Consider the following 25,052-nt stretch of genomic DNA (forward strand, 5'->3'; position numbering starts at 1 on the left):
CATGAGCACCACCACCACAGTTGACGCCACCGCCTCGCTGCTTCGCTTCGCCACCGCCGGCTCCGTCGACGACGGCAAGTCCACCCTGGTCGGCCGCCTGCTGCACGACTCCAAGTCGGTGCTGGCCGACCAGCTGGAGGCCGTCGAGCACGCCTCGCGCAAGCGCGGCCAGGAGGCGCCGGACCTCGCGCTGCTCACCGACGGCCTGCGCGCCGAGCGCGAGCAGGGCATCACCATCGACGTCGCGTACCGCTACTTCGCCACCCCCAAGCGGCGGTTCATCCTCGCCGACACCCCGGGTCACGTGCAGTACACCCGCAACATGGTCACCGGCGCCTCCACCGCCGAACTGGCCGTGGTGCTGGTCGACGCCCGCAACGGCGTGGTCGAGCAGACCCGCCGGCACGCCGCGGTGGCCGCCCTGCTGCGCGTGCCGCACGTCGTCCTGGCCGTGAACAAGATGGACCTGGTCGACTACGCCGAGTCCGTCTTCGCCGCCATCGCCGCCGAGTTCACCGCCTACGCGGGCTCGCTCGGGGTCGGCGACATCACGGCGATCCCGATCTCGGCGCTGGCCGGCGACAACGTCGTCGAGCCGTCCGCGCACATGGACTGGTACGGCGGCCCGACGCTGCTGGAGCACCTGGAGACCGTCCCGGTCACCGGCGCCTCGGGCGACGAGCCGGCCCGCTTCCCGGTCCAGTACGTGATCCGCCCGCAGTCCGGCGACCACCGCGACTACCGGGGCTACGCAGGCCAGTTGGCCTCCGGCGTGCTGCGCACCGGCGACGCCGTCACGGTGCTGCCGTCCGGGAGGACCACCACCGTCGCGGGCATCGACGTGCTCGGCGTCGACACCGGGATCGCCTTCGCCCCGCAGTCGGTGACCGTGCGGCTCGTCGAGGACATCGACATCTCGCGCGGCGACCTGATCGCGGCCGGCCCGGTGGCCGAGCCGACCAAGGACGTCGAGGCCACCGTCTGCCACCTGCACGAGCGCCCGCTGCGGGTCGGCGACAAGGTGCTGCTCAAGCACACCACCCGCACGGTGCGCGCGCTGGTCAAGGAGATCTCCTACCGGATCGACATCGACACCCTCGAACAGCGCAGCGGCGCCGAGGGGTTGAACGTGAACGACATCGGCCACGTGGTGCTGCGCACCGCCGAGCCGCTGGCGCTCGACGACTACACCGACAACCGTCGCACCGGATCGTTCCTGCTGATCGACCCGGCCGACGGCACCACCCTCACCGCCGCGATGGCGGGCGGCACCCTGGGCACCGCCGTACCGGCGAACGCCGAGGCGAACAAGGCGAACGAGGAGGACTGGGTCTGATGTCCAGCGAGGCGTTCTCCGGCATGGACAAGGAAGGCGGCCGCATCGGCAGCGGCGTCCTGGGCAGTGGCCAGGGCGGCATGACCCGATGTGCGTGCGGACAGGGCGTCTGACGACCTGTCACCGGACTCCCCGCCTTCCCAATTCCAGGCGGCATCCGGCTTGTTGGCACCACGACCACCCTCCCCGTCCGTTTCCAGCAGAGGACACCTCCGATGGCTTCCACCCAGGCGTTCCCGCATAGCCCCTCCCGCCCCGGCGCCGGTCGCGCCAGACGGACCGCGATAGCCGCGGTCGCCGGCCTGACCGCCGTCACCCTGCTGAGCGCCTGCAGCGGCTATGGCTCCAAGGCCCCCAAGGCGAGCAGCATCCCGTCGGCGAACGCGTCGGGGGCCAAGCTCTCCGCGGACACCGTCAAGATCGGCTACTTCGCCAACCTGACCCACGGCACCCCGCTGGTCGGCCTCCAGGAGGGCCTGTTCCAGAAGGAGTTGGGCGCCACCCAGGTCAAGACCCAGATCTTCAACGCCGGTCCGGCGGAGATCGAGGCGCTGAACGCCGGGTCCATCGACATCGGCTGGGTCGGCCCCTCCCCCGCGATCAACGGCTATGTGCAGTCCAAGAGCCAGGACCTGAAGATCATCGGCGGTTCGGCCTCCGGCGGCGTCAAGCTGGTGGTCAACCCGGCGAAGATCAGCTCCCTGGACGACCTCAAGGGCAAGAAGATCGCCACCCCGCAGCTGGGCAACACCCAGGACGTGGCACTGCTCAACTACCTTGCGGGGAAGGGATTCACCGAGGACCCGCAGTCCGGCAAGGGCGACGTCTCGGTGATCCGCACCGACAACAAGGTCACCCCGGACGCCTACTCCTCCGGTGCCATCGACGGCGCCTGGGTGCCCGAGCCCACCGCCTCGGCGCTGGTGGCCAAGGGAGCAAAGGTGCTGCTCGACGAGAGCGACATCTGGCCGAACAAGCAGTTCGTGATCACCAACATCGTCGTCTCGCAGAAGTTCCTCACGGCCCACCCGGACGTGGTGGAGGCCGTGCTGCGCGGCTCGGTGAACACCAACGCCTTCATCAAGGCCAACCCGGACAAGGCCAAGCAGGACGCCAACACCGCCATCCAGGCGGCCGGCGGCAGCTCGCTGGCCCCGGCCGTCCTCGACCCGGCCTGGTCCAGCATCCAGTTCCTGGACGACCCGCTGGCCGGCACCCTGCAGACCGAGGCCGACCACGCGGTCACCGCGGGCCTGCTGAAGAAGCCGGACATCTCCGGGATCTACGACCTGACCCTGCTCAACAAGGTGCTCAAGGCAGCCGGTCAGCCGGCCGTCTCGGCCGACGGCCTCGGCACCTCCTGACCGTCTGATCCAGGTCCCACCGACTCCGGTGGTCCACTCCCGCCTGGTCCTCGTCGATGCCCAATCACAGGACCGGGCGGGGGCGGGCCCCCGGCCCCCCTTCGCTTCTCGCCACACCACTCATGCCAGGAGGTGCCCGCAATGAGCACGGCACTGACCACCTCGAAGAACGCCCCTGCAACCGTTGACCCGACCGGCGCACCCGCCGTCCGGATCTCCCACGTGCACAAGTCCTTCGGCCGTCCCGGCACCGCCACCCCGGTGCTCGACGACATCACCCTCGACGTAGCCCCGGGCGAGTTCCTCTGCCTGCTGGGCGCCTCCGGCTGTGGCAAGTCCACCCTGCTCAACCTGATCGCCGGCCTGGACCAGCCCACCGCCGGCGAGATCGAGGTGCCCTCCGGGCGCCCCGCGCTGATGTTCCAGGAGCACGCGCTCTTCCCCTGGCTGACCGCCGGCAAGAACGTCGAGCTGGCCCTGCGCCTCAACGGCGTGGCCCGCCCCGAGCGCCGCGCCGAGGCAGAGCGCCTGCTGGAGCTGGTGCGGCTCGGCGGCGCGTACGGCAAGCGCGTGCACGAGCTGTCCGGCGGCATGCGCCAGCGCGTCGCGATGGCCCGCGCGCTCGCCCAGGGCAGCCGGGTGCTGCTGATGGACGAGCCGTTCGCCGCGCTGGACGCGATCACCCGCGACGTCCTGCACGACGAGATCACCCGGATCTGGGCCGAGCGGCAGCTCACCGTCGTGTTCGTCACGCACAACGTGCGCGAGGCGGTCCGGCTCGCGCAGCGCGTCGTCCTGCTCTCCTCGCGGCCCGGCCGGGTCGCCCGCGAGTGGCAGATCGACCTGCCGCAGCCGCGCCGCATCGAGTCGGCCGGCGTGGCCGACCTGTCCGTCGAGATCACCGAAGAACTGCGTGGGGAGATCCGCCGCCATGGCCAGCACTGAGACCACCCCCGCACCCGCCGACGACCTCACCGGGGTCGAGGCCGGCCTGGACGCCCTGGACTCCGTCCAGATCCAGCGCACCCCGATCGGCCAGCTGCTGCGCCAGAAGGCGCTGCCGCCGCTGATCGGCGTGCTGCTGGTGCTCGGCGTCTGGCAGCTCACGTACAGCCTGCACGTGACCGCCAGCTACAACCTGCCCAGCCCCGCCGACGTCTGGGGCAGCCTGACCGACCTCTGGACCGCCGGCACGCTGTTCTCGATCATCTGGACCAGCCTGTGGCGCGGCATCGTCGGCTTCCTCGCCGCCGTCGTGATCGGCACCCCGATCGGCCTGCTGGTCGCCCGGGTCAAGCCGGTCCGGGCGGCCATCGGCCCGATCCTGCAAGGCCTCCAGTCGCTGCCCTCGGTCGCCTGGGTGCCGGCCGCGGTGATCTGGCTCGGCATCAACGACTCGATGATGTACGCGGTGATCCTGCTCGGCGCCGTCCCCTCGATCGCCAACGGCCTGGTGGCCGGCATCGACCAGGTGCCGCCGCTCTTCCTGCGCGCCGGACGGACGCTGGGCGCCAGCGGCGTCTCCAACGCGCGGCACATCCTGCTGCCGGCCGCGCTGCCCGGCTACCTGGCGGGCCTCAAGCAGGGCTGGGCGTTCTCCTGGCGCTCGCTGATGGCCGCCGAACTCGTCGCCTCCTCCCCCGACCTCGGCCTCGGCCTCGGCCGGTACCTGGAGAACCAACGCGAGGGGATGAGCATGCCCGGCGTCCTGCTCGGCATCATCCTGATCCTGCTCGTCGGCGTCGCGATCGACCTGCTGGTCTTCTCCCCGATCGAGCGCCGCGTGCTGCGCAGCCGCGGCCTGCTGACCACCGGACGCTGACCCATGCCCGCCACCCTGTTGCTCATCGCACACGGCAGCCGCGACCCCCGGCACGCCGCCACCGTCGAGGAACTGGCCGTCCAGGTCCGCAGGTTGCGGCCCGAGCTGGAGGTCGCGACCGGCTACCTGGACCACTGCGCCCCGCGCATCGCCCAGGTCGCCGGACGGCTGGCGGACCGCCCGGCGGTGGCGGTCCCGCTGCTGCTCAACCGCGCCTTCCACGCCAAGCACGACATCCCCGCCGCACTGCGGGCGGCCGGCTCCACCCTGCCCGTCGCCGACGTGCTCGGCCCCTCGCCGCTGCTCCTCGACGCGCTGGACCGCCGCCTCGCCGACGCCGGCCTGGACGTCCACTCCGCCGCCGTCCGCGCCCGCACCGGCGTGGTACTGGCCGCCGCCGGCTCCTCCGACCCGGCCGCCGACGCCGCCACCCGAGCCCTCGCCGCCGACTGGCACCGCACCCGCGGCTGGGCCGCCGTCGAGGTCGCCTACGCCTCCGCCGGCGGCCCCCAGGTCCCCGACGCCCTGGCCGCCCTACGCGCCCAGGGCGCCACCCACACCGCCGTAGCCCGCTACCTGCTGGCCCCCGGCCTCCTCCCCGACCGCATCGCCACCGCCGCCACCGAAGCCGACCTGCTCGCCCCCGTCCTCGGCGCCGCCCCCGAACTGGCCCACCTCCTCCTCCACCGCTACGCCACCGCGGCAGCCGCAACGAGCACCACCACCCGCCTGGCCGCCTAGACCAGCGTGGTGAGGTCAACCGTCGCCGTCCCCGGCGCCACCACGTAGACGCCCGAGCCGGGCTCGGTCTCCTGCGATTCGCTCCTGAGCCGCGCGATGTCCACCGTCGCGGGCCACCGGGTGCCCCACTCCGACCAGCGCACACCCGTCAGATCGACGGCGGAGAGGTCGACGTCGCTCAGGTCGGCGTCGGTGAAGTCGTCCAGCGCGCCTGCCAGCAGCACGGCGCCGAGGCCCTCGGCATGCTTTAGCTCCAGCAGGTCGCCCACTTGGTGGTCCAGCGCGTGGGCAAGCACCGCCGCGAGTTCGATCTCATCACGGCTGTCAGCGGTGTAGGCGAGATCGAGAGCCAACCGCCTGGCAAAAGCTTGGGCCCCGGGCGCAGCGGGCGCACGACGGGTTCGGGGACCGGCAGGGGTGAGGAGTTTGACGATGTCGAGGGCAAGCTCACGGGCAAGGCTACGAGCATTGTCGCGGGCAACAGCGAGGGCGGGATCGCCAGCCAACGAGCGAGACAGCGCGAGGACAGCGGCGAGAGCGTGGGCGAGAGCGGGATGGCGCGAGAGGTCACGGGCGAGAGCGCGAGCTCTGCTACGAGCACGGGCTGCGGCGAGCTGGAGGTGGAGGGCAGGGCTGCCCTCCACCTCGCGGATTGCGGCTAGGTCGCTGGAAAGCTCGTAGGCAAGCTTGACGACGCGCACCACAAGGCGTCCGCGGCTGCTGGCCATGCAGATGGGGTGCCGACGCAGCCCAAGGCGTGTCGCCGGTGGGAGGTTCTCGATGAACTGGCGAGTGATCCCAAGCGCTACGGCCTCCCCGTCACTGCGGAAGTGCGTGACCCGCCCACTCGTCGACGCCACGACTGTTGGAGGCGGTAGGATCGCCGCCAGCCCGCTCTCGACGTCCAGCGCCCGGCCGAGGTCGCCGACCAGATCGTCGCGGCGGGCGTAGATCCGCACTGCGCGCAAACCAGCCTCTACGTCCAGCCGTTCGGCGAGGCCGCCGATCAGAGCCTCCCGCTGCCGGTCGAGCCAGTCGTCTACCGCTCCCTCATCGGGGATCGCCGCCGACACACCGGTCATGACTCCTCCTCACTGGACTTCATCCGCTGGGCCACACTGCGGCGGGCCTTCAGCAGGTTCGACCGCACCGCAGCCGAGTCGATCCCGAGTTCCGCCGCGATCTCCGCCGGGGTGTAGCCGTCCACGCTCCAAGCCAGGACCTGCCGTTGGCGCGGCGGCAGGACGGCGAGCAGTCCCAGGATCTCCTGGCCGCACTCCCACTGCGCCAGCGCGTCCGGCTGCGGGACCAGTGCGTCGGCTTCCGGCGCCCGCGCGGCCGGGTCCTCCTCGACCCGGCTGAGGTGGCGCACCAGCGCCCTGGACGCGACCCGCCGTGCCCAGGCCGCCGGGGACTCGATCCGCGACCAGCCCTGGTATGCCTTGATCATCGTCTCCTGGGCCAGGTCGGCGGCCAGGCAGGCGGACGCGCCCTGCCAGATCAGGAAGCCGACGAGTGTGGGGACGAACTGCCGGTAGAACGAGGCGAATTCGTCCTCGGCCGTTGATCGCGCAACGTGCCGGGCGCCGACATCAACCGACGAGGTTGCCGCCTCCACTGGTTCCTGGTCCCTCACCTGTGCTGTCCCCCACGCCGGTTCGGTAGCGGTGGAATCGTCAGGCGCAGCTCGCTGCCGTCCGGGTGGACCTCCACCAGTCGGCTCCCCCGGGGGAGCGAGCGGGCCAGCGCCTCGACGTACTCCCGGTGCGCGTGCTCCTGACGCACCCTCCACCGTAGCCGCAGGTACTGACACAGCACTGCGGCAACCCGAGCCGCCAGGCCCGTAACGGCCACCACCGCCGGAACGACGAGCGGATCCATCCCGCCCCCTCACACCCTCAGGAGCCCGCCACACGCGGGCTCTTCGAGGGTAAGAGCCCGCGCGACCGCCCACCGTGAACCCGCCCGGCGTCCTAGCGCAGATGGCGCGACGGCACGGAAGGCGGCGCCTCTCACTTCCGGTGCCGTCCGGTCCCCCGTCTGAGAAGAGCAACGGGGGTGTCAGCCTGAGGGAAGACGGGCGGTGGTCCGGCGTTGACGATCAGCCCGTAGGCACCGGCGTAGTTCTCGGCCACGCCAACGGCCTGCCAGGCGATTCCGTCCCACTCCACGACCAGGCGGGCCGTGTCCTCGAAGAGACCGGCGGCACGCCTGGCCTCGGGGTCGAGGGTGATCGCGTCACGGGTGCCGACCGGTCTGGGGAGCCCTGTGCGGTCGGTGTACCACTCGGCCACGGATTCATCGTCAGGTCCGAACACCCGTCGTGTCCTCTCACGAGACGAATGGTCTGGTGCGAGGTTAGGCGATTCCGAGCGCCGCACAGGATCAGGCGAGCAGGAAGTCGAACTCGCCGACCTTGGCGCCGTCGATCATGGCGCGGAGCTTCGTCCTGGTCGCGGTGAGCGGGCCCTGCGCGTCCACGGCGAAGCCGATGCTGTCGTCCAGCTGCTTACAAGGGCGCCGCGAGGTCGAGGGTCCAGACCAGGCCGCCGGAGTCGGGTGCGGTTCCTACGCCGGCGTCGGTGTAGTGGCAGTTGAGCATGTTCTGCTGGTGGATGGCTGCGTCCATCCAGTCGCTCACGACCTTGGCCGGCGAGTTGGTGTCGTGGTCGAGGTTCTCGCCCCACAGGCTCCACTGGTAGCCCGCGGCCGTGATCCGGGTGTCGGGCTGTCCGCCCTGCGGGTCGGTGTGGTCGAAGTAGCCGGCGGTGACCATGTCGGTGGAGTGGCCCTGGGCTGCGGCGTGCAGGCGGGGGTCGACCCGCAGGGGGCTGCAACCGGCCTTGGCCCGCTGGGCGTTGATCAGGTCGATCAACTGGCGTTCGAGGCTCTTGGGGGTGGCGGAGGGACTCGGCGAGGGCGTGGGCGCCGCGCTGGTCGCAGTCGGGCTCGGTGAAGCGGACGGCGTGGGCGTGGGAGAGGGCGTAGGCGTGGGAGTCGGCGAGGGCGTGGGGGTGGGGGCCGCCGACGAGAGGACGGGGGCGGGGGCGGCCTCGGTGGCGTGGTGGGCGCTGGGGAGGACGATCACCGCGCCGAGGACGGCCACCGCCGCCACGACCCCGCCGCCGACCAGCTTGGCCGACCGCCGTCCGATCCGGGGTCGACGGCGGCCCGGCAGCGAGGAGGGCACGGCGAAGGCGGCCGGCTGCACGCCGCTGAACACGTACCCCGCGAGGTGCTGCGGCGGGAGCAGCAGCACGAGCCCCGCGAGCAGCCCCTCCACCGGCAGCAGCTCGCGCCGGTGCCCCGAGCAGGCCGCGCACGTCCGGGCGTGCCGGGCTATCCGCTTGCGCCACAGCGCCGCCGGCCGGCCGTCCCAACCGGGCGTCAGCGCGGACAGGCCGGGGCACGGCGGCGCGGTCTCCAGTGCCCGCACCACCAGCCGGCCGACCTCCAGCTGCTCCTTCATCCGCTGCACCCGCACAGCCGCGTGCTGCGCCGGGATGCCCAGCGCCTCGACCAGCTCGGCGCGGGTCAGCTCGCCCGCCGTCTCCAGCCACCAGAGCGAGAGCAGGTCGCGCTCGCGCTCGTCCAGCCAGCGGGTCGCCTCGGCGACCTCCCTGCGCTGTCCGGACAGGCCGAGCCGCAGGATCGTCAGGTCGACGAAGTCGCCGGCCGGGTCGGAGAGCTGCTCCATCGCGTCCAGCCCGGACAGCGGCGCGCCCTGCCGCGCGGTCCAGCGCCGGCGGACCTCGTTCATGGCTATCGCCACGAGCCAGGAGCGGAAGGAGGAGGGGTCGCGGAGTCCGGGCAGGCTGCCGATGACGCGGACCATGGTCTCCTGCACGACGTCGTCCACGTCGGCGTCGCCGCTCATCGCCCGTCCGACGACGTTGTAGACCAGCGGCAGGTGGTCGGCGATCAGCCGTTCCCGGGCGTCCTCGTCACCGGCCTGCGCGGCGGCCACCAGGGCCGCAGCGCCTCCTTCGTCTACATACATCCGTGTCCCTCACTCGTCCGCCTGTCGCGGCTGCCCCGACAGTACCGGGCTACTGTGCCTGGCCGAAGTCCTCGGTCCACCACGGGCCGTCGGAGCTGAGGTTGACGCCGACGCCGGTCTCCTGGAACGCGCAGTTGAGGATGTTGTCGCGGTGCTCGGGACTGTTCATCCAGCCGGTCATGGCGGTGCTCGGGTCCTGCGGGCTCTTGTAGATGTTCTCGCCCCAACTCGACCACTGGTAGCCGCCGTTGGTCATACGGGTGCCGGGGTCGACGCCTTCCGGGGTGTCGTGCTCGTAGTAGTTGCGGGCGGCCATGTCGTCGGAGTGCTGCTGGGCGACGGCCTGCAGCTTCGCGTTCACGGTGAGCGGGCCGCAGCCCGCCTTGGCCCGTTCGGCGTTGACCATGGTGACGATCTGCTGGGCGAACTGCGCGGCCGTCCCGGTGATGGCAACCCTGGGGGTGGGCGCGGGCGCGGTCGTCGGCGCCACCGCCGGGACGCTCGGCGAGTCGGCCGGGCTCGTCGCGGCCACCGCACTCGGCGAGGCCGACGCGGACGGCGGCGCGGGAGCGACGGCAGCACCCGAGGCGGACACGGACGGGGACGCGCTCGCCGACGCGCTGGCGGAGGGTGCCGCGCTCGGGGAACCCGCACGGGAGGCGGACGGCGCCACGGACACAGCGCCGGGCCCGGAAGTCGGCAGCACCGACTTCACCGACGGCAGGACCACGTCGGCGGCGGACTGCGGACGGTTCGCGCCGCCGCCCCCCGCCAGACCCAGCGCACCGACCGCACCCCCGGTGGCGACGACGACCACGACCGCACCGGCGATGGCCGCCACTCGACCCCGACGCGGCTCAGCCCGGTGCGGACGCCGTCCCCGAACGTGCCTGCGCGCGGGACGGGCCTGCGCGGCCGGTGCGTCGAAGTCACTGCTCACGTGTCCACCTACTGTTCCGAGTCCGTCCCGGCCCGACGTCTGTCCGAGCCGACACTCAGGAGACCGCTGCACCCGGCACCGATAACAGAAACCGGGAAGACGTTCGACCCGGGCGCCTCACGTTCGCACGGTTGCTGACCTCCACTCACCTGCTCGGGCTACTGGATGAGCACACTTCCGACCGGTGCGATTGCCTAGTTGGGCGATGGCCTGATCAACGGCCTCCCCCGAGCGAGAAAGTGGATCTCGATGCACCTGAGACTGAAAGCACCGGTACGTGCCTGTTTCGGCCTGGGCCTGGCCGCCACCGTCCTGCTCTCCACCGGCACACCGGCTGTCAGCGCCACCGGGCAGAGCGCCGCACAGCACAGCTCGACAGCCGCGAGCATTCGGGTTGCCAACGACTGGCGTCAGACCTCTGTCGGGTACGCCGACACACACTGGAACTGGACCGCATGGAACGACAGCACGACCGTCAGCAACGGTTCCTCGCAATCGAACTTCGAGTGCGCGGAGTTCGTGGCACGCTCGCTTGCCGCGGCGGGCCTCATTCCCGGGCTGAAGTCGGGTGACTCCCAGGATTCCTATTTCTACTACAACGCCCCGAACGGAGTGCAGTACGACCTGCTCCTGATCTCGGACCTTGACGGCTACAACAGTCTCTACGACTTCCTGATGGACTTCGGCCTGGGCACCGATCTCGGCAATCAGCCCGCAAAGGCCCAACCGGGCGATGTCGTCGTCACGTTCAACAGCGACAGCAGCAACAAACTGCACACCGGCCTGATCGTCGAGGCCGCCAACGGCTCCTCGGAGCCGACGGTGGACGCCCACAACTACGCCCGTTTCCACTACGGGTACCACCACTACAACGCGGCCGGACCCGCCCACGTCATCCGGATCAACGCGAGCGCCACGGCAGGGATGCAGGCGGCCCCGCAGCAGCACGTCGCCGATCCGAACCGCATCCGCTCGAACTTCGACCCGGCGCCGGCGTTGAACTGATCGCCCCGAACGATCAAAGCCCTGGGTCGGTTCCCCAGGAAACCGCACCCGGCAACGCCTGAGGGCCCGTTCGCCGAAGCGAACGGGCCCTCAGGACTCAATGCTCAGCGCGCGGGACGCCGCTGGCGGCCGGTGCCGTAGTTGCCGCCGGTCTTGGAGCCGGTGCCGGGAGCGGCACCGCTGCTCGCCTTGCCGGAGAAGCCGGCCGCCTGGCGCGGCGCGCCCGAGCCGCTACCGCCGGCACCGGCGCCCATCCGCTGCTTGGGGCGGCGGCGGCGCGGGTTGCCGTTGGCGTCCACGTCCGACGGGCGGGTGGAGCGCGGGCCGGCCGGGCGCCGGTTGGCGGTGCTCGGCGCGGGAGCGTTCGGAATCACGGCGGCCAGCGTCACGGCGACGCCGGACGGCGTGCGCGCACCGGTGATCCGGCTCAGCTCGGCGTCGCCGGGCCGCACCTTGGTGGTGACCGGGCGGATGCCCGCGGTGGACATCAGCTTGGTCATGTCGCGGCGCTGCTCGGGCAGCACCAGGGTGACCACGGTGCCCGACTCGCCGGCCCGGGCGGTACGGCCGCCGCGGTGCAGGTAGTCCTTGTGGTCGATCGGCGGATCCACGTTGACGACCAGGTCCAGGCCGTCGATGTGGATGCCGCGGGCCGCGACGTTGGTGGCGATCAGCGCGGTGACGTTGCCGTCGCGGAACTGGTCCAGCGTCCGGTTGCGCTGCGGCTGGGACTTGCCGCCGTGCAGCGCGGCCGCCTTCACACCACTGGCGAGCAGCTGCTTGGCCAGCCGGTCGGCGCCGTGCTTGGTGTGCACGAACATGATCACGCCGCCCTCGCGGGAGGCGATGTGAGCGATGGCGGAGGCCTTGTCGGCCGCCTCCAGGTGGAGCACGTGGTGCTCCATGGTGGTCACCGCGCCCTGCGACGGGTCCACCGAGTGGGTGACCGGGTCGGTGAGGAAGCGCTTGACGAGCCGGTCGACGTTGCGGTCCAGGGTGGCGGAGAAGAGCATCCGCTGCCCGTTCTCCTCGACCTGCTCCAGCAGCTTGGTGACCTGCGGCAGGAAGCCCATGTCGGCCATCTGGTCGGCCTCGTCCAGGACGGTGATCGCGACCTGGTCGAGCCGGACGTCCTGGCGGTTGATCAGGTCGTCGAGCCGGCCCGGGGTGGCCACCAGGATCTCGGCGCCGCGGCGCAGCGCGTTGGCCTGCCGGGTGATCGACATGCCGCCGACGACGGTCGCGATCCGCAGGTTGACCGAGGTCGCGTACGGGGTCAGCGCGTCGGTGACCTGCTGGGCCAGCTCGCGGGTGGGCACCAGGACCAGGGCCAGCGGCTTGCGGGCGTCGGCCCGGCGGCCGTTGGTGCGGGCCAGGACGGCGAGGCCGAAGGCCAGCGTCTTGCCGGAGCCGGTACGGCCGCGGCCGAGCACGTCGCGCCCGGCGATCGCGTCCGGCAGCGTGGCGGACTGGATCGGGAACGGCTCGGTGACGCCCTCCCGGGTCAGCGCGCTGAGCAGGGCCTTGGGCATCTCCAACTCGGCGAAGGTCGCGGCCGGCGGGCGGGCCGGGGTGCCGCCGGTGACGGCGGCGAAGTCTGCGGGTGCCTCGGCGGCGCGGCTCTGGCCGGAACCGCCGCGACCGCGGCTCTGTCCCTGGCTCTGGCTGCGCAGGCCGCCGGAGCTGCGTCCGGCCCGGGCCTGGGCGTCACTGAAGCCGCCCGAGCTGGTGCGGCCGGCGCCACCGGCGCCGGTGCTGCTGCCGGTACGGGGGCGGCCACGGCCACCTGAGGAACGGCGTGCCTGATCGGTCATACGGATACTCCATCCTGAGCGGTCACCACGAGGAGTGACACAGGGGTTCGGCCGTCAGGAAGGAATGTGCGCCGCCCCGGCCGTTCGGCGGCATGGGCGAAGGCCCGCACCGTGCGGTACGGGCCTTCGCTTGCGTCGTGCGTTTTCCAGCAGTGCCGGAAAATCAGATGGCGCGAATGTTCTCGGCCTGCGGGCCCTTCTGGCCCTGCGTGACGTCGAACTCGACCTTCTGGCCCTCGAGGAGCTCGCGGAAGCCGTTGGCCTGGATGTTCGAGTAGTGGGCGAAGACGTCAGCGCCGCCACCGTCCTGCTCGATGAAGCCGAAGCCCTTTTCGCTGTTGAACCACTTCACGGTGCCGGTAGCCATAACCGTCTCCTAAATTCTGGGGCATCGAGACCCGCACCTCGCGGGCCTCAAGTAGCCGCGATCCCCATCCGGAGATAACACCGGACAAAACAAATGCGCCTGTTGGTTGGTACCAGCAGGCGCACACAAACGTTCATGGGAACCAAAACTGCAACTGACGTCGACTGTAGCACGCCTGCGGCTGGACTGATCGGATAATTTTCGCCACCGACCGGCCGGTGAGACGACCGCCACACCGAACGGCGGCCGCACCCGGGTGCGACCGCCGTTCACTGCTGGCTACAGAGGGTCAGCGCCGCCCGGCGGGCTGCGCCTCGTCCTCGCTGCGGTACTCGCCCGCCACCGAGAGGACCGGGGCACTGCCGTGGCCCGCCATCTCGCCGTGGCCCGGCCACCAGGCCTTGCGGCCCAGCAGGGCGGTGAGCGCCGGGGTGAAGAACATCGCCATCACGAAGGCCGACACCGCGATGCCGAAGGCCACCGAGAAGCCGATCTCGCTGAACAGGCTGTTCCCGGCCAGCAGCATGGTGGCGAAGGTCGCCGAGAGGATGCCACCGGCGGCGGCGACGGTCGGGCCGCCGTGCCGGATCGCGAGGCCGGCGGCCTCACGCGGGCCGTGGCCCTCCTGGGCCTCCTCGCGCAGTCGGGCGATCATCAGGATGTTGTAGTCCGTGCCGATCGCCACCACGAAGAGGTAGATGAACATCGGCAGCATGAACATGATGCCCGGCTGACTGTCCAGCTTGAGGAAGACCAGGCTGGTCGCCCCGACGGTGGCGCCGAAGCCGAGGCCGACGGCCGCCATCAGGTACCAGGGCGCGACGACGCTGCGCAGCAGCAGCCCGAGGATCAGCATGATCAGCGCCGCGGCGATCGGGAAGACCAGCGAGTAGTCGTGGGCCATCGCGGAGTTGATGTCCTTGTAGACGGCCGTGATGCCGCCGACGTACGCCTTGGAGCCCTCGGGCGCCGCGCTGTGCGCCGCGTTGCGCAGACCGCCGATGGAGTCGATGGCCGCGTTGGAGGCCGGGTCGTCCTTCAGCGTGACGGTGAAGTCTGCGGTCAGCTTGTCCTTGCTCAGGGTCGGCGTGGGCACCACCTGGGCGACACCCTTGACCTCGCCGAGCTTCTCGGCGTAGGCGGGGAAGCCGGCCGGGTCGAGCGGCGTGCCGTTGGTCGAGGTCAGGTAGACCTGCGAGGGGGCCGAGGCGCCGGCCGAGAACTCGCTCATGATCGTGTTCTGGACGATCATCGACTCCTTGGTCTTCGGCATCGAGCCGGAGGCCAGGTCGAAGGTGCCCTTGTAGCTGAAGGCGCCGAGCGCGAGGATCACCAGCAGGCCGCCGGAGACCACGGCCATCCAGCCGGGCCGGCGCTGGACGGTCCCGCCGAGCGCGGCGAAGCGGGCGTTCTTCGGCTCCACGCGCCAGCGGCCGGACGGCTGAAGGTCCTTGTTGCGGAAGACGAACTTGCGCACGGCGTAGGTCAGGCTGCGCTCCCAGAAGAGCACCCGCTCGGGGATCAGCGAGAGCACCGCCGGCACCAGGGTGATCGAGGCCAGCGCGGTCACGAAGACGGCGATGGCCAGCTCCGGGCCGAGCGCCTTGAACATGCCGAGGCTGGAGAGGATCAGCACGCTGAAGGCCACGATGACCGCGCCGGCCGCCGAGGCGATCGCCTCGCCGACCCGGCCGACCGCGTTGACCACGGCGGTCTTGCGATCGTCACCGGCCCGCAGGCGTTCGCGGTAGCGGAACATCAGGAAGAGGAAGTAGTCGGTTCCGACGCCGAAGAGCACGACGATCAGGATGGCCGAGGAGGAGCTGTCCGCGTTGAGGCCGAAGGCCTTGCTCGCGTCGGCGATCAGGCCGTTGGCGACCATCGAGTAGACGGCGATCGAGACGATCGGGAGCAGCGCGATGAGCGGGCTGCGGAAGATCAGGAACAGCGTCAGCAGGATGATGACGACCGTGCCCACGCCGATCAGCGCGTTGGCCAGCTTGGAGGAGTCCTGCTGGTCGAGCTGCTGTGCCGCCGCGCCGCCGAGCTGGACCTTGAGGTCGCTGCCGGACGCCAGCGACTTGGCGCCGTCGCGCAGGCTCTTGGCGGTGTCCGCGGTGGGCGGGCCCTGCGGAGCGCCCTTGGTGAAGCCGATCGAGGAGATCGCGTACTTGCCGTCCTTGGAGATCGAGCGCTCGCCGACCGGAAGGATGGTCTGGACGTACTTGATGTTCTCGGCCGTCAGCCCCTGGACCACCTTGTTCATGGTGGCGTGGTCGGCCGCGTCCAGCTGGCCGCCGTCGGTGCGCTCGAAGAGCAGCATCGCGGACGGCGTGAAGTTCTCCGGGAACGCCTTCGACTGGACGTCGGAGGCCTGGATCGACTCGTAGCTGCGCGGCAGGAACGAGCTCTCGTCCGTGTTGGCGGTCAGCGTCGGCGCGGTGGCGACGATGGCGATGGCCGCGACGATCCAGGCGGCTATGACCCACCAGGCCCGCCTGACGACGAATTGTCCGATGCGGTGGAACATGCTTGTGATGCCTCCTGGGCATGGCTCATCGCAGCCCTGGGGGACGGGACGCCGGGCGACGACACTGGGCGACGACTGCGATCCGGGGCAGGCGCAGCGCCTTAGCCGGTCGGCAGGTAAGTGGACGATGGGAGCATCCTACGGGTTCTTACTTGCCGCCCGGCAAGTGACCCCCGCCTCCGCTTCCCCTAGGGGGACGGCCGAGCCGTTCCCTGGACCATCCTGACCTGCCGACCCCCCTGCTGACCTCGTGCTCCGGGTGGAGATCCCTCCCCCTCAGGGTGGAGTTCGCGCCGTACCCAGGGCGGAGAACACCGGGGGAAAACCCTGGGGTAAACCCCACCCCCGTCCTGGGGGCAGGCCCAGGGCGGTCTCACCCGCTGGCCGGATTACCCCTCAAGTGGCCTTTCCCTAGTGTCGGTTGTGGCCCGGAGCACTGCCCGGCGCACCCATTCCGCTGTACCTCCTGGGGGAGACGAAACCACCGTGTCATCGAAACTGGGCCTGGCGGCCACCATGGGTGCCTGGAGCGCCCGCCATCGCAAGACAGCAGTCTTCGGGTGGATCCTCTTCGTCGTGCTCGCCGCCTTCCTCGGCGGAGTACACGGCAGCACCACCGTCACCGACTCCGAGTCCATGCCCGGCCAGGTGGCCCGCGCCGCGCAGATCCTGGACTCCGCCGGGATCAAGACCCCGGCCGGCGAGACCGTCCTGATCCAGAGCGGCACGCAGACCGCCGACGCCCCGGCCTTCCACGCCGCCGTCGACCAGGTCGTGGCCGCGGTGAACGGCAGCGGCAAGGCCACCGACGTCCGCTCCCCCTACGACAGCCGGGCGATCTCCGCCGACCGGCACTCGGCGCTGGTCCAGTTCGGCATGGCCGGCACCCAGGACGACGCCCTGAAGAACGTGCCGGCCGTGCTCGACGCGGTGGCCGGGGTACAGAAGGCCAATCCCTCGCTCACCGTGGTGGAGTTCGGCCAGGCGAGTTCGAACAAGTGGTTCCAGGACCAGTTCACGAACGACTTCGCCAGCGCCGAGTGGACCGCCGTGCCGCTGGCCCTGGGCATCCTGCTGATCGCCTTCGGCGCGCTGGTCGCCGCCATCCTGCCGGTCGGCCTGGCGCTGACCGCCTTCATCGCGGCCGGCGGGCTGGTCGCGCTGAGCAGCGGCTTCCTGCACACCAGCAACGACGCCAGTTCGGTGATGCTGCTGGTCGGCCTGGCCGTCGGGGTCGACTACTGCCTCTTCTACCTGCGCCGCGAACGCGAGGAGCGGGCCGCCGGACGCGACGCGGCGACCGCGCTGCAGATCGCCGCCGCCACCTCGGGCCGGGCCGTGCTGGTCTCCGGAGTGACCGTGGTGGTCGCCATGGCGGGCATGTTCCTCACCGGGATCGCCGACTTCCAGGCGATGTCCTACGCCACCATCGTCGTGGTGATCACCGCCGTGATCGGCTCGCTCACCGTGCTGCCCGCGCTGCTGTCGATGCTCGGCGACCGGGTCGACAAGGGCCGGGTGCCCTTCCTGCACAAGCTCAAGGCCCGCCCCGCCGCCCACGCCGCCACCGGCGGACGGGTCTGGAACACCGTGCTGACGCCCGTGCTGCGCCACCCGCTGGCAGCCGCTCTGCTGGCCGGCGGACTGCTGCTGGGTCTGGCCACCCCGCTGCTGACCATGCACACCGCCAACCTGACCTTCGAGCAGCAGCTGCCCAAGGGCAACGCCCTGGTGCTGACCTCCCAGCGGATCGAGGCCGCCTTCCCCGGCAGCCCCTCCCCCGCCACCGTGGTCGTCAAGGCCACCGACATCACCTCCCCCGCGATGCAGCGGGCCATCGCCGACTTCCAGAGCCGGGCGCTGGCCAGCGGCAGGATGCACGGCCCGATCGACGTCACCGTGCACGCCGCGCAGAACGTCGCCGTGATCGACGTCCCGCTCGACGGCAGCGGCAACGACGCCACCAGCACCGCCGCACTCCAGACGCTGCGCACCGACGTGGTGGCGAACACCCTGCTCAAGGTGCCCGGCACCGAGGCCCCGGTGACCGGCGACACGGCCGGCTCGCACGACTTCAACCAGCAGATGACCGGCAGCATGCTCCCGGTCTTCGGCTTCGTGGTCGCCTTCGCCTTCCTGCTGATGCTCGCCTCGTTCCGCTCGCTGGGGATCGCGGTCACCGCGGTCGTCCTCAACCTGCTCTCGGTGGGCGCCGCGTACGGGGTGCTCGCGCTGGTCTTCCAGCACGGCGTGGGCGCCTCGCTGATCGGCACGGACGGGGTCGGCGCGGTGGAGTCGTGGGTGCCGCTCTTCCTCTTCGTGATCCTCTTCGGACTGAGCATGGACTACCACGTCTTCGTGGTCTCCCGGATCAAGGAGGCGCACGACCGCGGCCTGACCACGCAGGCCGCCATCGGCTACGGCATCCGCTCCACCGCCGGGGTGGTCACCAGCGCGGCGGTCATCATGGTCGCGGTCTTCGCGGTCTTCGGCACGCTGTCCATGCAGTCGATGAAGCAGATGGGCGTGGGCCTGGCGGTCGCCGTGCTGGTGGACGCCACGGTGATCCGCGGCGTGCTGCTGCCCTCGGTGATGAGCCTGCTGGGCGAGCGCAACTGGTACCTGCCGAGCTGGCTGGGCTGGCTCCCGGACCTCTCGCACACCGAGGCCCCGGCACCCGCTCCCGCTCCCGCTCCCGTCTCTGACGACACCTCCTGGGTCCGTCACGTGAACGCCTGATCCCTGCCCACCTCGCGCCACCGGCCGGACTCCGCACCGCGGGGTCCGGCCGGTACGTTGGGGCGCGTGATCCTTTTCGACGAGGCCCGCGCCCGCGCCCTGCTTGCCCTCGCCTGCACCGCCGCGGGGCTGCCCGATCCGGCCGGCGCCCGGCTGATCGCGCTCGGCGAGAACGCCGTCTTCGACCTGGGCGACCCGGCGGTGGTGGCCAAGGTCGGCCGCGGCCCGGAACTGGCCGAGCGGGCGAGGCGCGAACTGGCCGTCGCGCACTGGCTCGCCGCCGAGGGCATCCCGGTGGTGCGGCCCGCCGGGGGCCTGCCCGAGCTGCCGGTGGACGCCGCCGGACACCCCGTAACCTTCTGGCAGCGGCTCAGCCCGTCCGTCCGTCCGGCGCTGCCCGCCGACCTCGGCCCGCTGCTGCGCGCGCTGCACCGGCTGCCCGCGCCGCCCGTCCCGTTGCCGCGCCGCGACCTGCTCAGCGGGGTGGAGCGCTGGCTGCGGGCCGCCGAGGGGCACATCGACCCGGCGGACGCCGACTTCCTGCGACGGCGCCGCGACGGCTTCGGCGCCGCCCTCGCCGAACTGACTCCCCACCTGACGCCCGGCGTGATCCACGGCGACGCGCTGCCGCGCAACGTCCACCTGGGCCCGGACGGCCCGATCCTGCTCGACCTGGAGACCGTCTCGGACGACCTGCGCGAACACGACCTGGTGGTGCTCGCGCTCAGCCACGACCGGTACGGCGTCCCGACCGCCGACTACCGCGCCTTCACCGACGCCTACGGCTGGGACGTACGGGACTGGCCCGGCTGCGCCGTCCTGCGCGGGGCCCGGGAGACGGCCAGCGCCTCCTGGGTGGCGCAGCAGGTGCCGGGCAACGCGGCGGCGCTGGCGGAGTTCCGACGCCGGGTCGCCTCGCTGCGCGAGGGGGACACGACCGTGCGGTGGCACGCTTTCTGACCTTCTCGACGTACCCTCACGTTGTCTGAGAATTGTCTGAAGAACCTATGGACGTATCGGAACTGTCGGCCTGAGGGTGGCGTCGTAGAGGTAAGTCGCACCCACCCCGGGCGGCTCGAACCACCCTCAGGAGCCGCCGCCATGCCGACCCAGGGCACCCACCGCCGACTGCTCCGCCGCGCTGCCGCAGGCTGCGCCGCGGTACTCTCCCTCGCCCTCGTCTGCGCCTGCGGGACAACCCACGCGGGCAGCAGCGCGGCGAGTGCGGTCCGCCCCTCGGCCTCGGCCTCGGCCTCTTCTTCGCCCTCTGCTTCCGACTCCCCCAGCGCACACCCCACGGCCCACCCTGCCCCTGCACCGGCCACCACCGCCGCCGCCCCGCCGCTGGCCGCGGGCGCCCCCGAGAGCAGCATCGTCTACAGCACCGCCACCGGCGGGCGCACGGTCGCCCTCAGCTTCGACGACGGCCCGGGGCCGGCCACCCCGAAGATCCTCGACCTGCTCGCGCAGTACCACGCCAAGGCGACCTTCTGCGAGATCGGCCCGCAGGCCGCCGCCGACCCGGCGATCGTCCAGCGCATCCGCGCGGCCGGCCACCGCCTCTGCGACCACACCGTGCACCACCCGCAGCCGATGCACACCCTGTCGCACGACAAGCAGACGTACGAGATCGACGCGGCCAAGGACATGATCGTCAAGGCCGGCGGCCCCGGCACCGAGGTCAGCTGGTTCCGCGCCCCCGGCGGCGACTTCAGCGCCGACAACCGCCAGATCGCCGTACAGGACGACCTGCGCCCGCTCGGCTGGACCGTCGACACCCGCGACTGGGCCCGCCCCGGCGTCGACAAGATCCTCGCCACCGCCCAGCGCCAGCTCCACCCCGGCGGCGTCATCCTGATGCACGACGGCGGCGGCGACCGCAGCCAGACCGTCGCCGCGCTCGCGGAGCTGCTCCCCTGGCTCGTCCAGCAGGGCTACACCTTCGACTTCCCCGCGAGCTAGCTCTCCGGGACGTACTCGCACCAGGTCACCTTGCCGACGCCACCGGCTCTGGGACAGCACCCCCAGCGCTGCGACAGCGCCTGCACCAGCAGCAACCCCCGCCCTGACTCCGCCAGTTCGCCCACCTGCCGCGGCACCGGCCGCTCACCGCTCGCGTCGTGCACCTCGATGCGCAGCACCGCCGCGTCCACCGCGAACCGCACCCAGAGCCTGCGCCCGGCCGGGACCCTCGCGTGCACGACCGCGTTGGTCACCAGCTCGGAGACCAGCAGCTGACCGCCGTCACGGAACCGCTCACCATCCGCGCGCTGCGCCAGCAGCTTGCGCAGCAGCCGCCGCGCCACCAACGGCGACTTCGGGCCGCGCTTCAGCCAGGCATGCACCTCGGAGCGCAACTCGCCTGACAGCGGCGGTGGTTCTGACGCCAGAAGGTCAAGCAGCCAGGTGGGACCGGTCGTCTGTTCGCTCATCGTGCCGCCGTTCTCTCCGCCCCGCCCCTCACTGAGAGCGAGGGAATCCCTACGTTTTGTACTCCTAGCGTCGGCATCCCGGGCTACGCTCACCAGGGGGAACCCGGCGACAACGGCTCTGTCAGGCGGAGGAGTTCACAGGTGACTAAAAAAGGCGGTTCCAAGGGCTTCAGTCAGCCCAGGTTCGGGTGGGACTTCTTCGGATCCGAGCTGAAGCGGTGCCGCGAGGCCGCCGGTCTGTCGCAGCAGGAGCTCGGTGACCTGGTCTACTGCTCGGGCTCGTACATCGGCCTCTTCGAGGCGGCCATCCGAAAGCCCCAACTCGACCTGGCTCGGCGGTTCGACGTGGCGCTTCAGACGGACGGCATCTTCGGCCGGATGTGCAAGGAACTGATCGACGGCTCACTCGATGCCGACTACTTCGCAGCTGTCGCGGAGCTTCAGAAGGTCGCCTTGACGATCAGCGAGTTCGGGGCACTCCTGATCCCTGGGCTGCTGCAGACCGAGGCCTACACCCATGCCATCTTCCGAGCGGCTCAGCCGTTCATGCCGCAGGACGAGATCGACGGCTACGTGCGGAACCGGATGCAGCGCGCACGTCTCCTGGACAGTCCAACAGCCCCGGAGTTGTGGACGATCCTGGACGAGAACGTCCTCCGCCGCCCGGTCGGCACCGACGCCGAGATGGCCGAACAGCTACGGCACCTCGTTGAGAGGGTGGAGCGCGGACGGGCCGTGATCCAGGTGCTTCCCTTCTCGTCCCGCGCACACTCGATGATGGAGGGCAGCCTCACCCTGATGACCTTCGCGGACGCCCCGCCGGTGGCCTACTCGGAAGGTGTGTTCAGCGGGCAACTGCTGGACGATCCAGCGACGGTGATGCGCTGCCAGGCCTTGTACGATCGGGCGCGGGCCGCCGCGCTGCCGCCGGAGGCGTCCCTGACCCTGATCCGCTCGGTGGCAGAGGAGTTCGGCGATGAGTGACAGGCACAGTCTGGCCGCCACCCACTGGCGCAAGTCCAGCTACAGCGGACAGAGCAGCGGCAACTGCATCGAGGTCGCCGACGGACACCCCGGCGTCATGCCCGTGCGCGACTCCAAGGACCCGCACGGCCCGGCCCTCCTCATCCCCGCCCCCGCCTGGCAGGCCTTCATCACCGCCATCCGCAACGGAGACCTCCCCACCGACTGCTGAACGCCTGACGCAAGGCGCAACCCCGGCCACGGCGACCGGGGTTGCGCCTCGCGCTGTCAGGCCTTCGGCAGCGCCGGGACGCACGCCGTGACGGCGGCGGCGGTGGCCGCGGCGGCGGTGCCTTCGGCCGCGACAGCGGCGGCGGTGGCCGTGCTGGAAGCCGCGAGGGCCGCGACGGCGTTGGCTACGTCGGTGGCGATGACGGTCGGAGCGGCCGGCGGAGTCGCGGCGAGGTCCCCGGCGAGCGTCTTGGCAGCGGCGGCGGCGGTGGCCGCGGCGGCCTGGGCGGCGGCAGCAGCCGTAGCCGCCTGGGCGACAGCAGCAGAAGCCGCCGCCTCCGCGGCCGTGCAGGCGGCCGCGTCGCGGTGCGTGGACGTCGAACTCGCAGTGGGTGCACCGGCGCTGGCCGGTACGGCGGACAGCACGGCGCCGCCGACCATGAGGGCGCTGGTGGCCAGGGACATGGCGGCGATGTAGCGGAGCTTCACGAGGGTTTTCCTGTCACGAGAAGGGCGGAACCGGGCGAAAGCGAACCGGCTCACACCAGAAGGCAAACACCGAATGTCCGGTATGTCCCTCCGAGTACGCCCGCCGGTCAGCAGATGGCCGAGCCAGCTCGCCCCGGGCAGTTGGCCCAAGCGACGTCAAGTCGCCCTCCCCAGAGGACCGGTAGGAGGCGCGCAGCCAAATCGCCAGCTCGAACCGACTTTTGAGGGCCTTCACCAAGGATGAAATCGGCGCCAGAAGTCGGTTGCCCATGGATGTGACCACGTTACGGCGAACACCTCCGCACTCCCCCGTCGTCCGGACGATGGCGCTGGCCATCCTGGTCAACACCCTCGGCAGCGGGCTGTTCCTGCCGCTCAGCGCGCTCTACTTCACCCAGGTGGTCGGGCTGAGAGCGGGGCAGGTCGCACTGGGGCTGGGCATCGCCTCTGTCGCGGGCGTCGTCTCCGGGATCCCGCTCGGCCGGCTCGCGGATCGCCAGGGCGCCCGTCAGGTGCAAGTGGCCCTGCTGGCGGCGATGGGCGTGCTGACCTTCGGCTACGTCTTCGTCGCCACGGCCTGGCAGTTCACCGCGCTGGCCACCCTGATCACCGCCCTCGACCGAGGTGTGTCGGGGGTCGCGGCCGCGCTGGTGGCGGACAGCGTGCCCCCGTCCGAGCGGGTGGCCGCCCGCGCCTACACCCGGTCCGTGGTCTTCTTCGGACTCGCGCTCGGCTCCTCCCTCTCGGCCGTGGCGCTGCGCCTGGGAACCCCACTCGCCTACCGGTGGGCCATAGCGCTGGACGCCGCGACGTTCCTGGCGGCCGCCGCCCTTTACCTACGGCTGCCGCGCGCACTCCCGCGGCCGGCCGCGCTGCGGCCGTCGCCCTGGCAGGCGCTTCGGGACCGCCCGTACGTCACGGTCACCGGCCTGTTCAGCGTCCTGGGGATGTACAACACGACGGTCACCTTCGCCCTGCCGCTCTGGGTGCTCCACCGCACGTCGATTCCCGGGGAGTTCATCTCACTGGCCTTCGCGGTCAACACGATCGGGCACGTCCTGCTCCAGGTCCCCGTCTCACGTCGGGTGCGCAGCTGGCGCTCCGCCCGCCGCACGGCCGGGATCGGCGGCATCAGCCTCCTGCTGGCCTGCTGCTGCTTCGCCGCGACGGCCCGCACCGCGCCCTGGCCGGGCGCGGCCCTGCTGACGGCAGGGGTGCTGCTCAACCTGACCGGCGGACTGTGCGCAGCCTCCGCCCAGTTCTACATCGCCTTCGGGCTTGCCCCGGAGGGGGCTCAGGGGCAGTACCAGGGACTCGTCAGCAGCGGTGCCTCGGTCTCCGCCATGCTGGCCCCCACCCTGAGTACCCTGCTGCCGCTGGGCCTGGGGGAACCGGGCTGGGCGCTGCTCGGCGCGCTGTTCGTCGGCGCGTCACTCGGCGTCGGCCCGGTCGTGAACGCCGGCATCCGTCGGCTGCGGACGGCGCAGCTCCAGCCGTGACCCTGTCAGCGCATCGGCCAGCGGGAGTCGACCACGGCCAGGGGGTCGCGGCCCTTGCGGAGCCACGCCTGGAGGCCCTCGGCCCACTCGCGGTACCAGTGGACCTGCTGCTCGTGCAAAGCGGCCAGCGTCAACTCGCCCAGTTCGCGGGGGTAGCGCTCGCCCAGGGCCACGGCGACGCGGACGGCGGCCAGGGCGTCGGCGGCCGCTTCGTGCGCGTCGGCCAGCTCCACGCCGTATATCTCGCAGACGCGTTGCAGCGTGCGCGAGCCCTTGCGGTAGCGGTCCACCGCGCGGTCGATCACCAGTGCGTCCAGTACCGGGACCACCTGGCGACCGACCAGCCGCTCGGCCAGGCCAGGGCGCCCGTACCGGCGCAGCTCGGCGTCCAGCAGCGAGAGGTCGAACGGCGCGTTGAACGCCACTACCGGGCTGCCGTCGGCCAGCCGGGCGCAGAGCGCCGCGGCTATCTCCTCGACCGCCTCGGCCGCCGGTCTGCCCCTGGTGCGCGCCTGGTCGTCGCTGATCCCGTGGATCGCCTGCGCCTCGGCCGGGATCGGTATCCCGGGGTCGAGCAGCCAGCACGTGGTCCGCACCGGCTCCCCGCCGACGGCCTCGACCAGCGCCGCCGTGACGATCCGCGACTCGGCCGGATCGGTCCCCGTGGTCTCCAGGTCGAAGCCGACCAGCGGCTCGTGCCACCAGTTCGTCCGCCCGCTCAGCTCACCCATCACCCGGGTCCTTCCGTCCAACAAGTTCGACGGGACCCATCATCGCCCC

23 protein-coding genes are annotated in these 25,052 nt (G+C 71.4%); 12 read left to right on the top strand and 11 right to left on the bottom strand.

The window, feature by feature from the left end; genetic code table 11:
• Position 1 precedes the first annotated feature (1 nt).
• From P3T37_RS09295 to P3T37_RS09315, 5 genes are all read left to right on the top strand, one after another.
• Positions 2–1,336: a GTP-binding protein gene (locus P3T37_RS09295; protein ID WP_280723004.1), complete on the top strand. Its 1,335-nt coding sequence runs from the start codon at positions 2–4 to the stop codon at positions 1,334–1,336.
• A gap of 215 nt (positions 1,337–1,551) precedes the next feature.
• Positions 1,552–2,700 carry an aliphatic sulfonate ABC transporter substrate-binding protein gene (locus tag P3T37_RS09300; protein ID WP_280723005.1) on the top strand — a complete coding sequence of 383 codons (1,149 nt, stop codon included), beginning with the start codon at positions 1,552–1,554 and terminating at the stop codon, positions 2,698–2,700.
• A gap of 141 nt (positions 2,701–2,841) precedes the next feature.
• Positions 2,842–3,645, top strand: a complete 804-nt coding sequence (locus P3T37_RS09305; RefSeq protein ID WP_280723006.1) for an ABC transporter ATP-binding protein — start codon at positions 2,842–2,844, stop codon at positions 3,643–3,645.
• Positions 3,632–4,522 (top strand): ABC transporter permease, encoded by an 891-nt coding sequence (locus P3T37_RS09310; protein ID WP_280723007.1) that lies wholly within the window; start codon positions 3,632–3,634, stop codon positions 4,520–4,522. The genes P3T37_RS09305 and P3T37_RS09310 overlap by 14 nt, the downstream gene beginning before the upstream one ends.
• A 3-nt stretch (positions 4,523–4,525) precedes the next feature.
• Positions 4,526–5,263, top strand: coding sequence for a sirohydrochlorin chelatase (locus P3T37_RS09315; protein ID WP_280723008.1), 738 nt, complete (start codon positions 4,526–4,528; stop codon positions 5,261–5,263).
• Here the strand turns inward: P3T37_RS09315 and P3T37_RS09320 are convergent.
• The 5 genes from P3T37_RS09320 to P3T37_RS09340 form a co-directional block, all read right to left on the bottom strand.
• Complete coding sequence (locus P3T37_RS09320; protein ID WP_280723009.1) at positions 5,260–6,345, bottom strand: hypothetical protein; 1,086 nt, start codon at positions 6,343–6,345, stop codon at positions 5,260–5,262. The genes P3T37_RS09315 and P3T37_RS09320 overlap by 4 nt on opposite strands.
• Complete coding sequence (locus P3T37_RS09325) at positions 6,342–6,899, bottom strand: sigma-70 family RNA polymerase sigma factor (protein WP_280723010.1); 558 nt, start codon at positions 6,897–6,899, stop codon at positions 6,342–6,344. Before P3T37_RS09325 ends, P3T37_RS09320 begins: the two co-directional genes overlap by 4 nt.
• Positions 6,900–7,275: 376 nt before the next feature.
• Complete coding sequence (locus tag P3T37_RS09330) at positions 7,276–7,557, bottom strand: DUF6087 family protein (protein WP_280723011.1); 282 nt, start codon at positions 7,555–7,557, stop codon at positions 7,276–7,278.
• Between the two features lie 215 nt (positions 7,558–7,772).
• Positions 7,773–9,263: a sigma-70 family RNA polymerase sigma factor gene (locus P3T37_RS09335; protein ID WP_280723012.1), complete on the bottom strand. Its 1,491-nt coding sequence runs from the start codon at positions 9,261–9,263 to the stop codon at positions 7,773–7,775.
• A gap of 49 nt (positions 9,264–9,312) precedes the next feature.
• A complete protein-coding gene (locus tag P3T37_RS09340) occupies positions 9,313–10,203 on the bottom strand; it encodes a CAP domain-containing protein (protein WP_280723013.1) in 891 nt (296 codons plus the stop codon).
• A 249-nt stretch (positions 10,204–10,452) separates the two neighbouring features.
• Here P3T37_RS09340 and P3T37_RS09345 point away from each other — a divergent pair, with 249 nt between their 5' ends.
• Positions 10,453–11,208, top strand: a complete 756-nt coding sequence (locus P3T37_RS09345; RefSeq protein WP_280723014.1) for an amidase domain-containing protein — start codon at positions 10,453–10,455, stop codon at positions 11,206–11,208.
• A 104-nt stretch (positions 11,209–11,312) separates the two neighbouring features.
• Here the strand turns inward: P3T37_RS09345 and P3T37_RS09350 are convergent, their stop codons facing one another.
• From P3T37_RS09350 to P3T37_RS09360, 3 genes are all read right to left on the bottom strand, one after another.
• The gene (locus P3T37_RS09350) at positions 11,313–13,022 is read right to left on the bottom strand and encodes a DEAD/DEAH box helicase (protein ID WP_280723015.1); all 1,710 of its coding nucleotides are present in this window, start codon (positions 13,020–13,022) and stop codon (positions 11,313–11,315) included.
• Between the two features lie 163 nt (positions 13,023–13,185).
• Positions 13,186–13,389, bottom strand: coding sequence for a cold-shock protein (locus P3T37_RS09355; protein ID WP_035805324.1), 204 nt, complete (start codon positions 13,387–13,389; stop codon positions 13,186–13,188).
• Positions 13,390–13,678: 289 nt separating this feature from the next.
• Entirely contained in the window at positions 13,679–15,919 is a 2,241-nt protein-coding gene (locus P3T37_RS09360; RefSeq protein ID WP_280723016.1) for an MMPL family transporter, read from the bottom strand.
• Positions 15,920–16,435: 516 nt separating this feature from the next.
• Between P3T37_RS09360 and P3T37_RS09365 the strand changes: the two genes are divergently transcribed.
• The 3 genes from P3T37_RS09365 (at position 16,436) to P3T37_RS09375 (ending at position 20,620) form a co-directional block, all read left to right on the top strand.
• The gene (locus P3T37_RS09365) at positions 16,436–18,658 is read left to right on the top strand and encodes an MMPL family transporter (protein ID WP_280723149.1); all 2,223 of its coding nucleotides are present in this window, start codon (positions 16,436–16,438) and stop codon (positions 18,656–18,658) included.
• Between the two features lie 69 nt (positions 18,659–18,727).
• Positions 18,728–19,618 (top strand): aminoglycoside phosphotransferase family protein, encoded by an 891-nt coding sequence (locus tag P3T37_RS09370; RefSeq protein WP_280723150.1) that lies wholly within the window; start codon positions 18,728–18,730, stop codon positions 19,616–19,618.
• A 141-nt stretch (positions 19,619–19,759) separates the two neighbouring features.
• Positions 19,760–20,620 (top strand): polysaccharide deacetylase family protein, encoded by an 861-nt coding sequence (locus P3T37_RS09375; RefSeq protein ID WP_280723017.1) that lies wholly within the window; start codon positions 19,760–19,762, stop codon positions 20,618–20,620.
• On the opposite strand, the gene P3T37_RS09380 is transcribed toward P3T37_RS09375, so the two are convergent.
• Positions 20,617–21,090, bottom strand: coding sequence for an ATP-binding protein (locus P3T37_RS09380; RefSeq protein ID WP_280723018.1), 474 nt, complete (start codon positions 21,088–21,090; stop codon positions 20,617–20,619). The genes P3T37_RS09375 and P3T37_RS09380 overlap by 4 nt on opposite strands.
• A 141-nt stretch (positions 21,091–21,231) precedes the next feature.
• On the opposite strand from P3T37_RS09380, the gene P3T37_RS09385 reads away from it, so the two are divergent.
• Positions 21,232–22,074 (top strand): helix-turn-helix transcriptional regulator, encoded by an 843-nt coding sequence (locus P3T37_RS09385; RefSeq protein WP_280723019.1) that lies wholly within the window; start codon positions 21,232–21,234, stop codon positions 22,072–22,074.
• Complete coding sequence (locus tag P3T37_RS09390) at positions 22,067–22,285, top strand: DUF397 domain-containing protein (protein ID WP_035805332.1); 219 nt, start codon at positions 22,067–22,069, stop codon at positions 22,283–22,285. The genes P3T37_RS09385 and P3T37_RS09390 overlap by 8 nt, the downstream gene beginning before the upstream one ends.
• Positions 22,286–22,341: 56 nt before the next feature.
• On the opposite strand, the gene P3T37_RS09395 is transcribed toward P3T37_RS09390, so the two are convergent.
• The gene (locus P3T37_RS09395) at positions 22,342–22,773 is read right to left on the bottom strand and encodes a hypothetical protein (protein ID WP_280723020.1); all 432 of its coding nucleotides are present in this window, start codon (positions 22,771–22,773) and stop codon (positions 22,342–22,344) included.
• A 323-nt stretch (positions 22,774–23,096) separates the two neighbouring features.
• On the opposite strand from P3T37_RS09395, the gene P3T37_RS09400 reads away from it, so the two are divergent.
• Positions 23,097–24,272: an MFS transporter gene (locus P3T37_RS09400; RefSeq protein WP_280723021.1), complete on the top strand. Its 1,176-nt coding sequence runs from the start codon at positions 23,097–23,099 to the stop codon at positions 24,270–24,272.
• A gap of 5 nt (positions 24,273–24,277) precedes the next feature.
• Here the strand turns inward: P3T37_RS09400 and P3T37_RS09405 are convergent, their stop codons facing one another.
• The gene (locus P3T37_RS09405) at positions 24,278–25,003 is read right to left on the bottom strand and encodes an exonuclease domain-containing protein (RefSeq protein WP_280723022.1); all 726 of its coding nucleotides are present in this window, start codon (positions 25,001–25,003) and stop codon (positions 24,278–24,280) included.
• Positions 25,004–25,052: the final 49 nt, after the last annotated feature.

The organism is Kitasatospora sp. MAA4, from assembly GCF_029893355.1.
Classification (GTDB): Bacteria; Actinomycetota; Actinomycetes; order Streptomycetales; family Streptomycetaceae; genus Kitasatospora.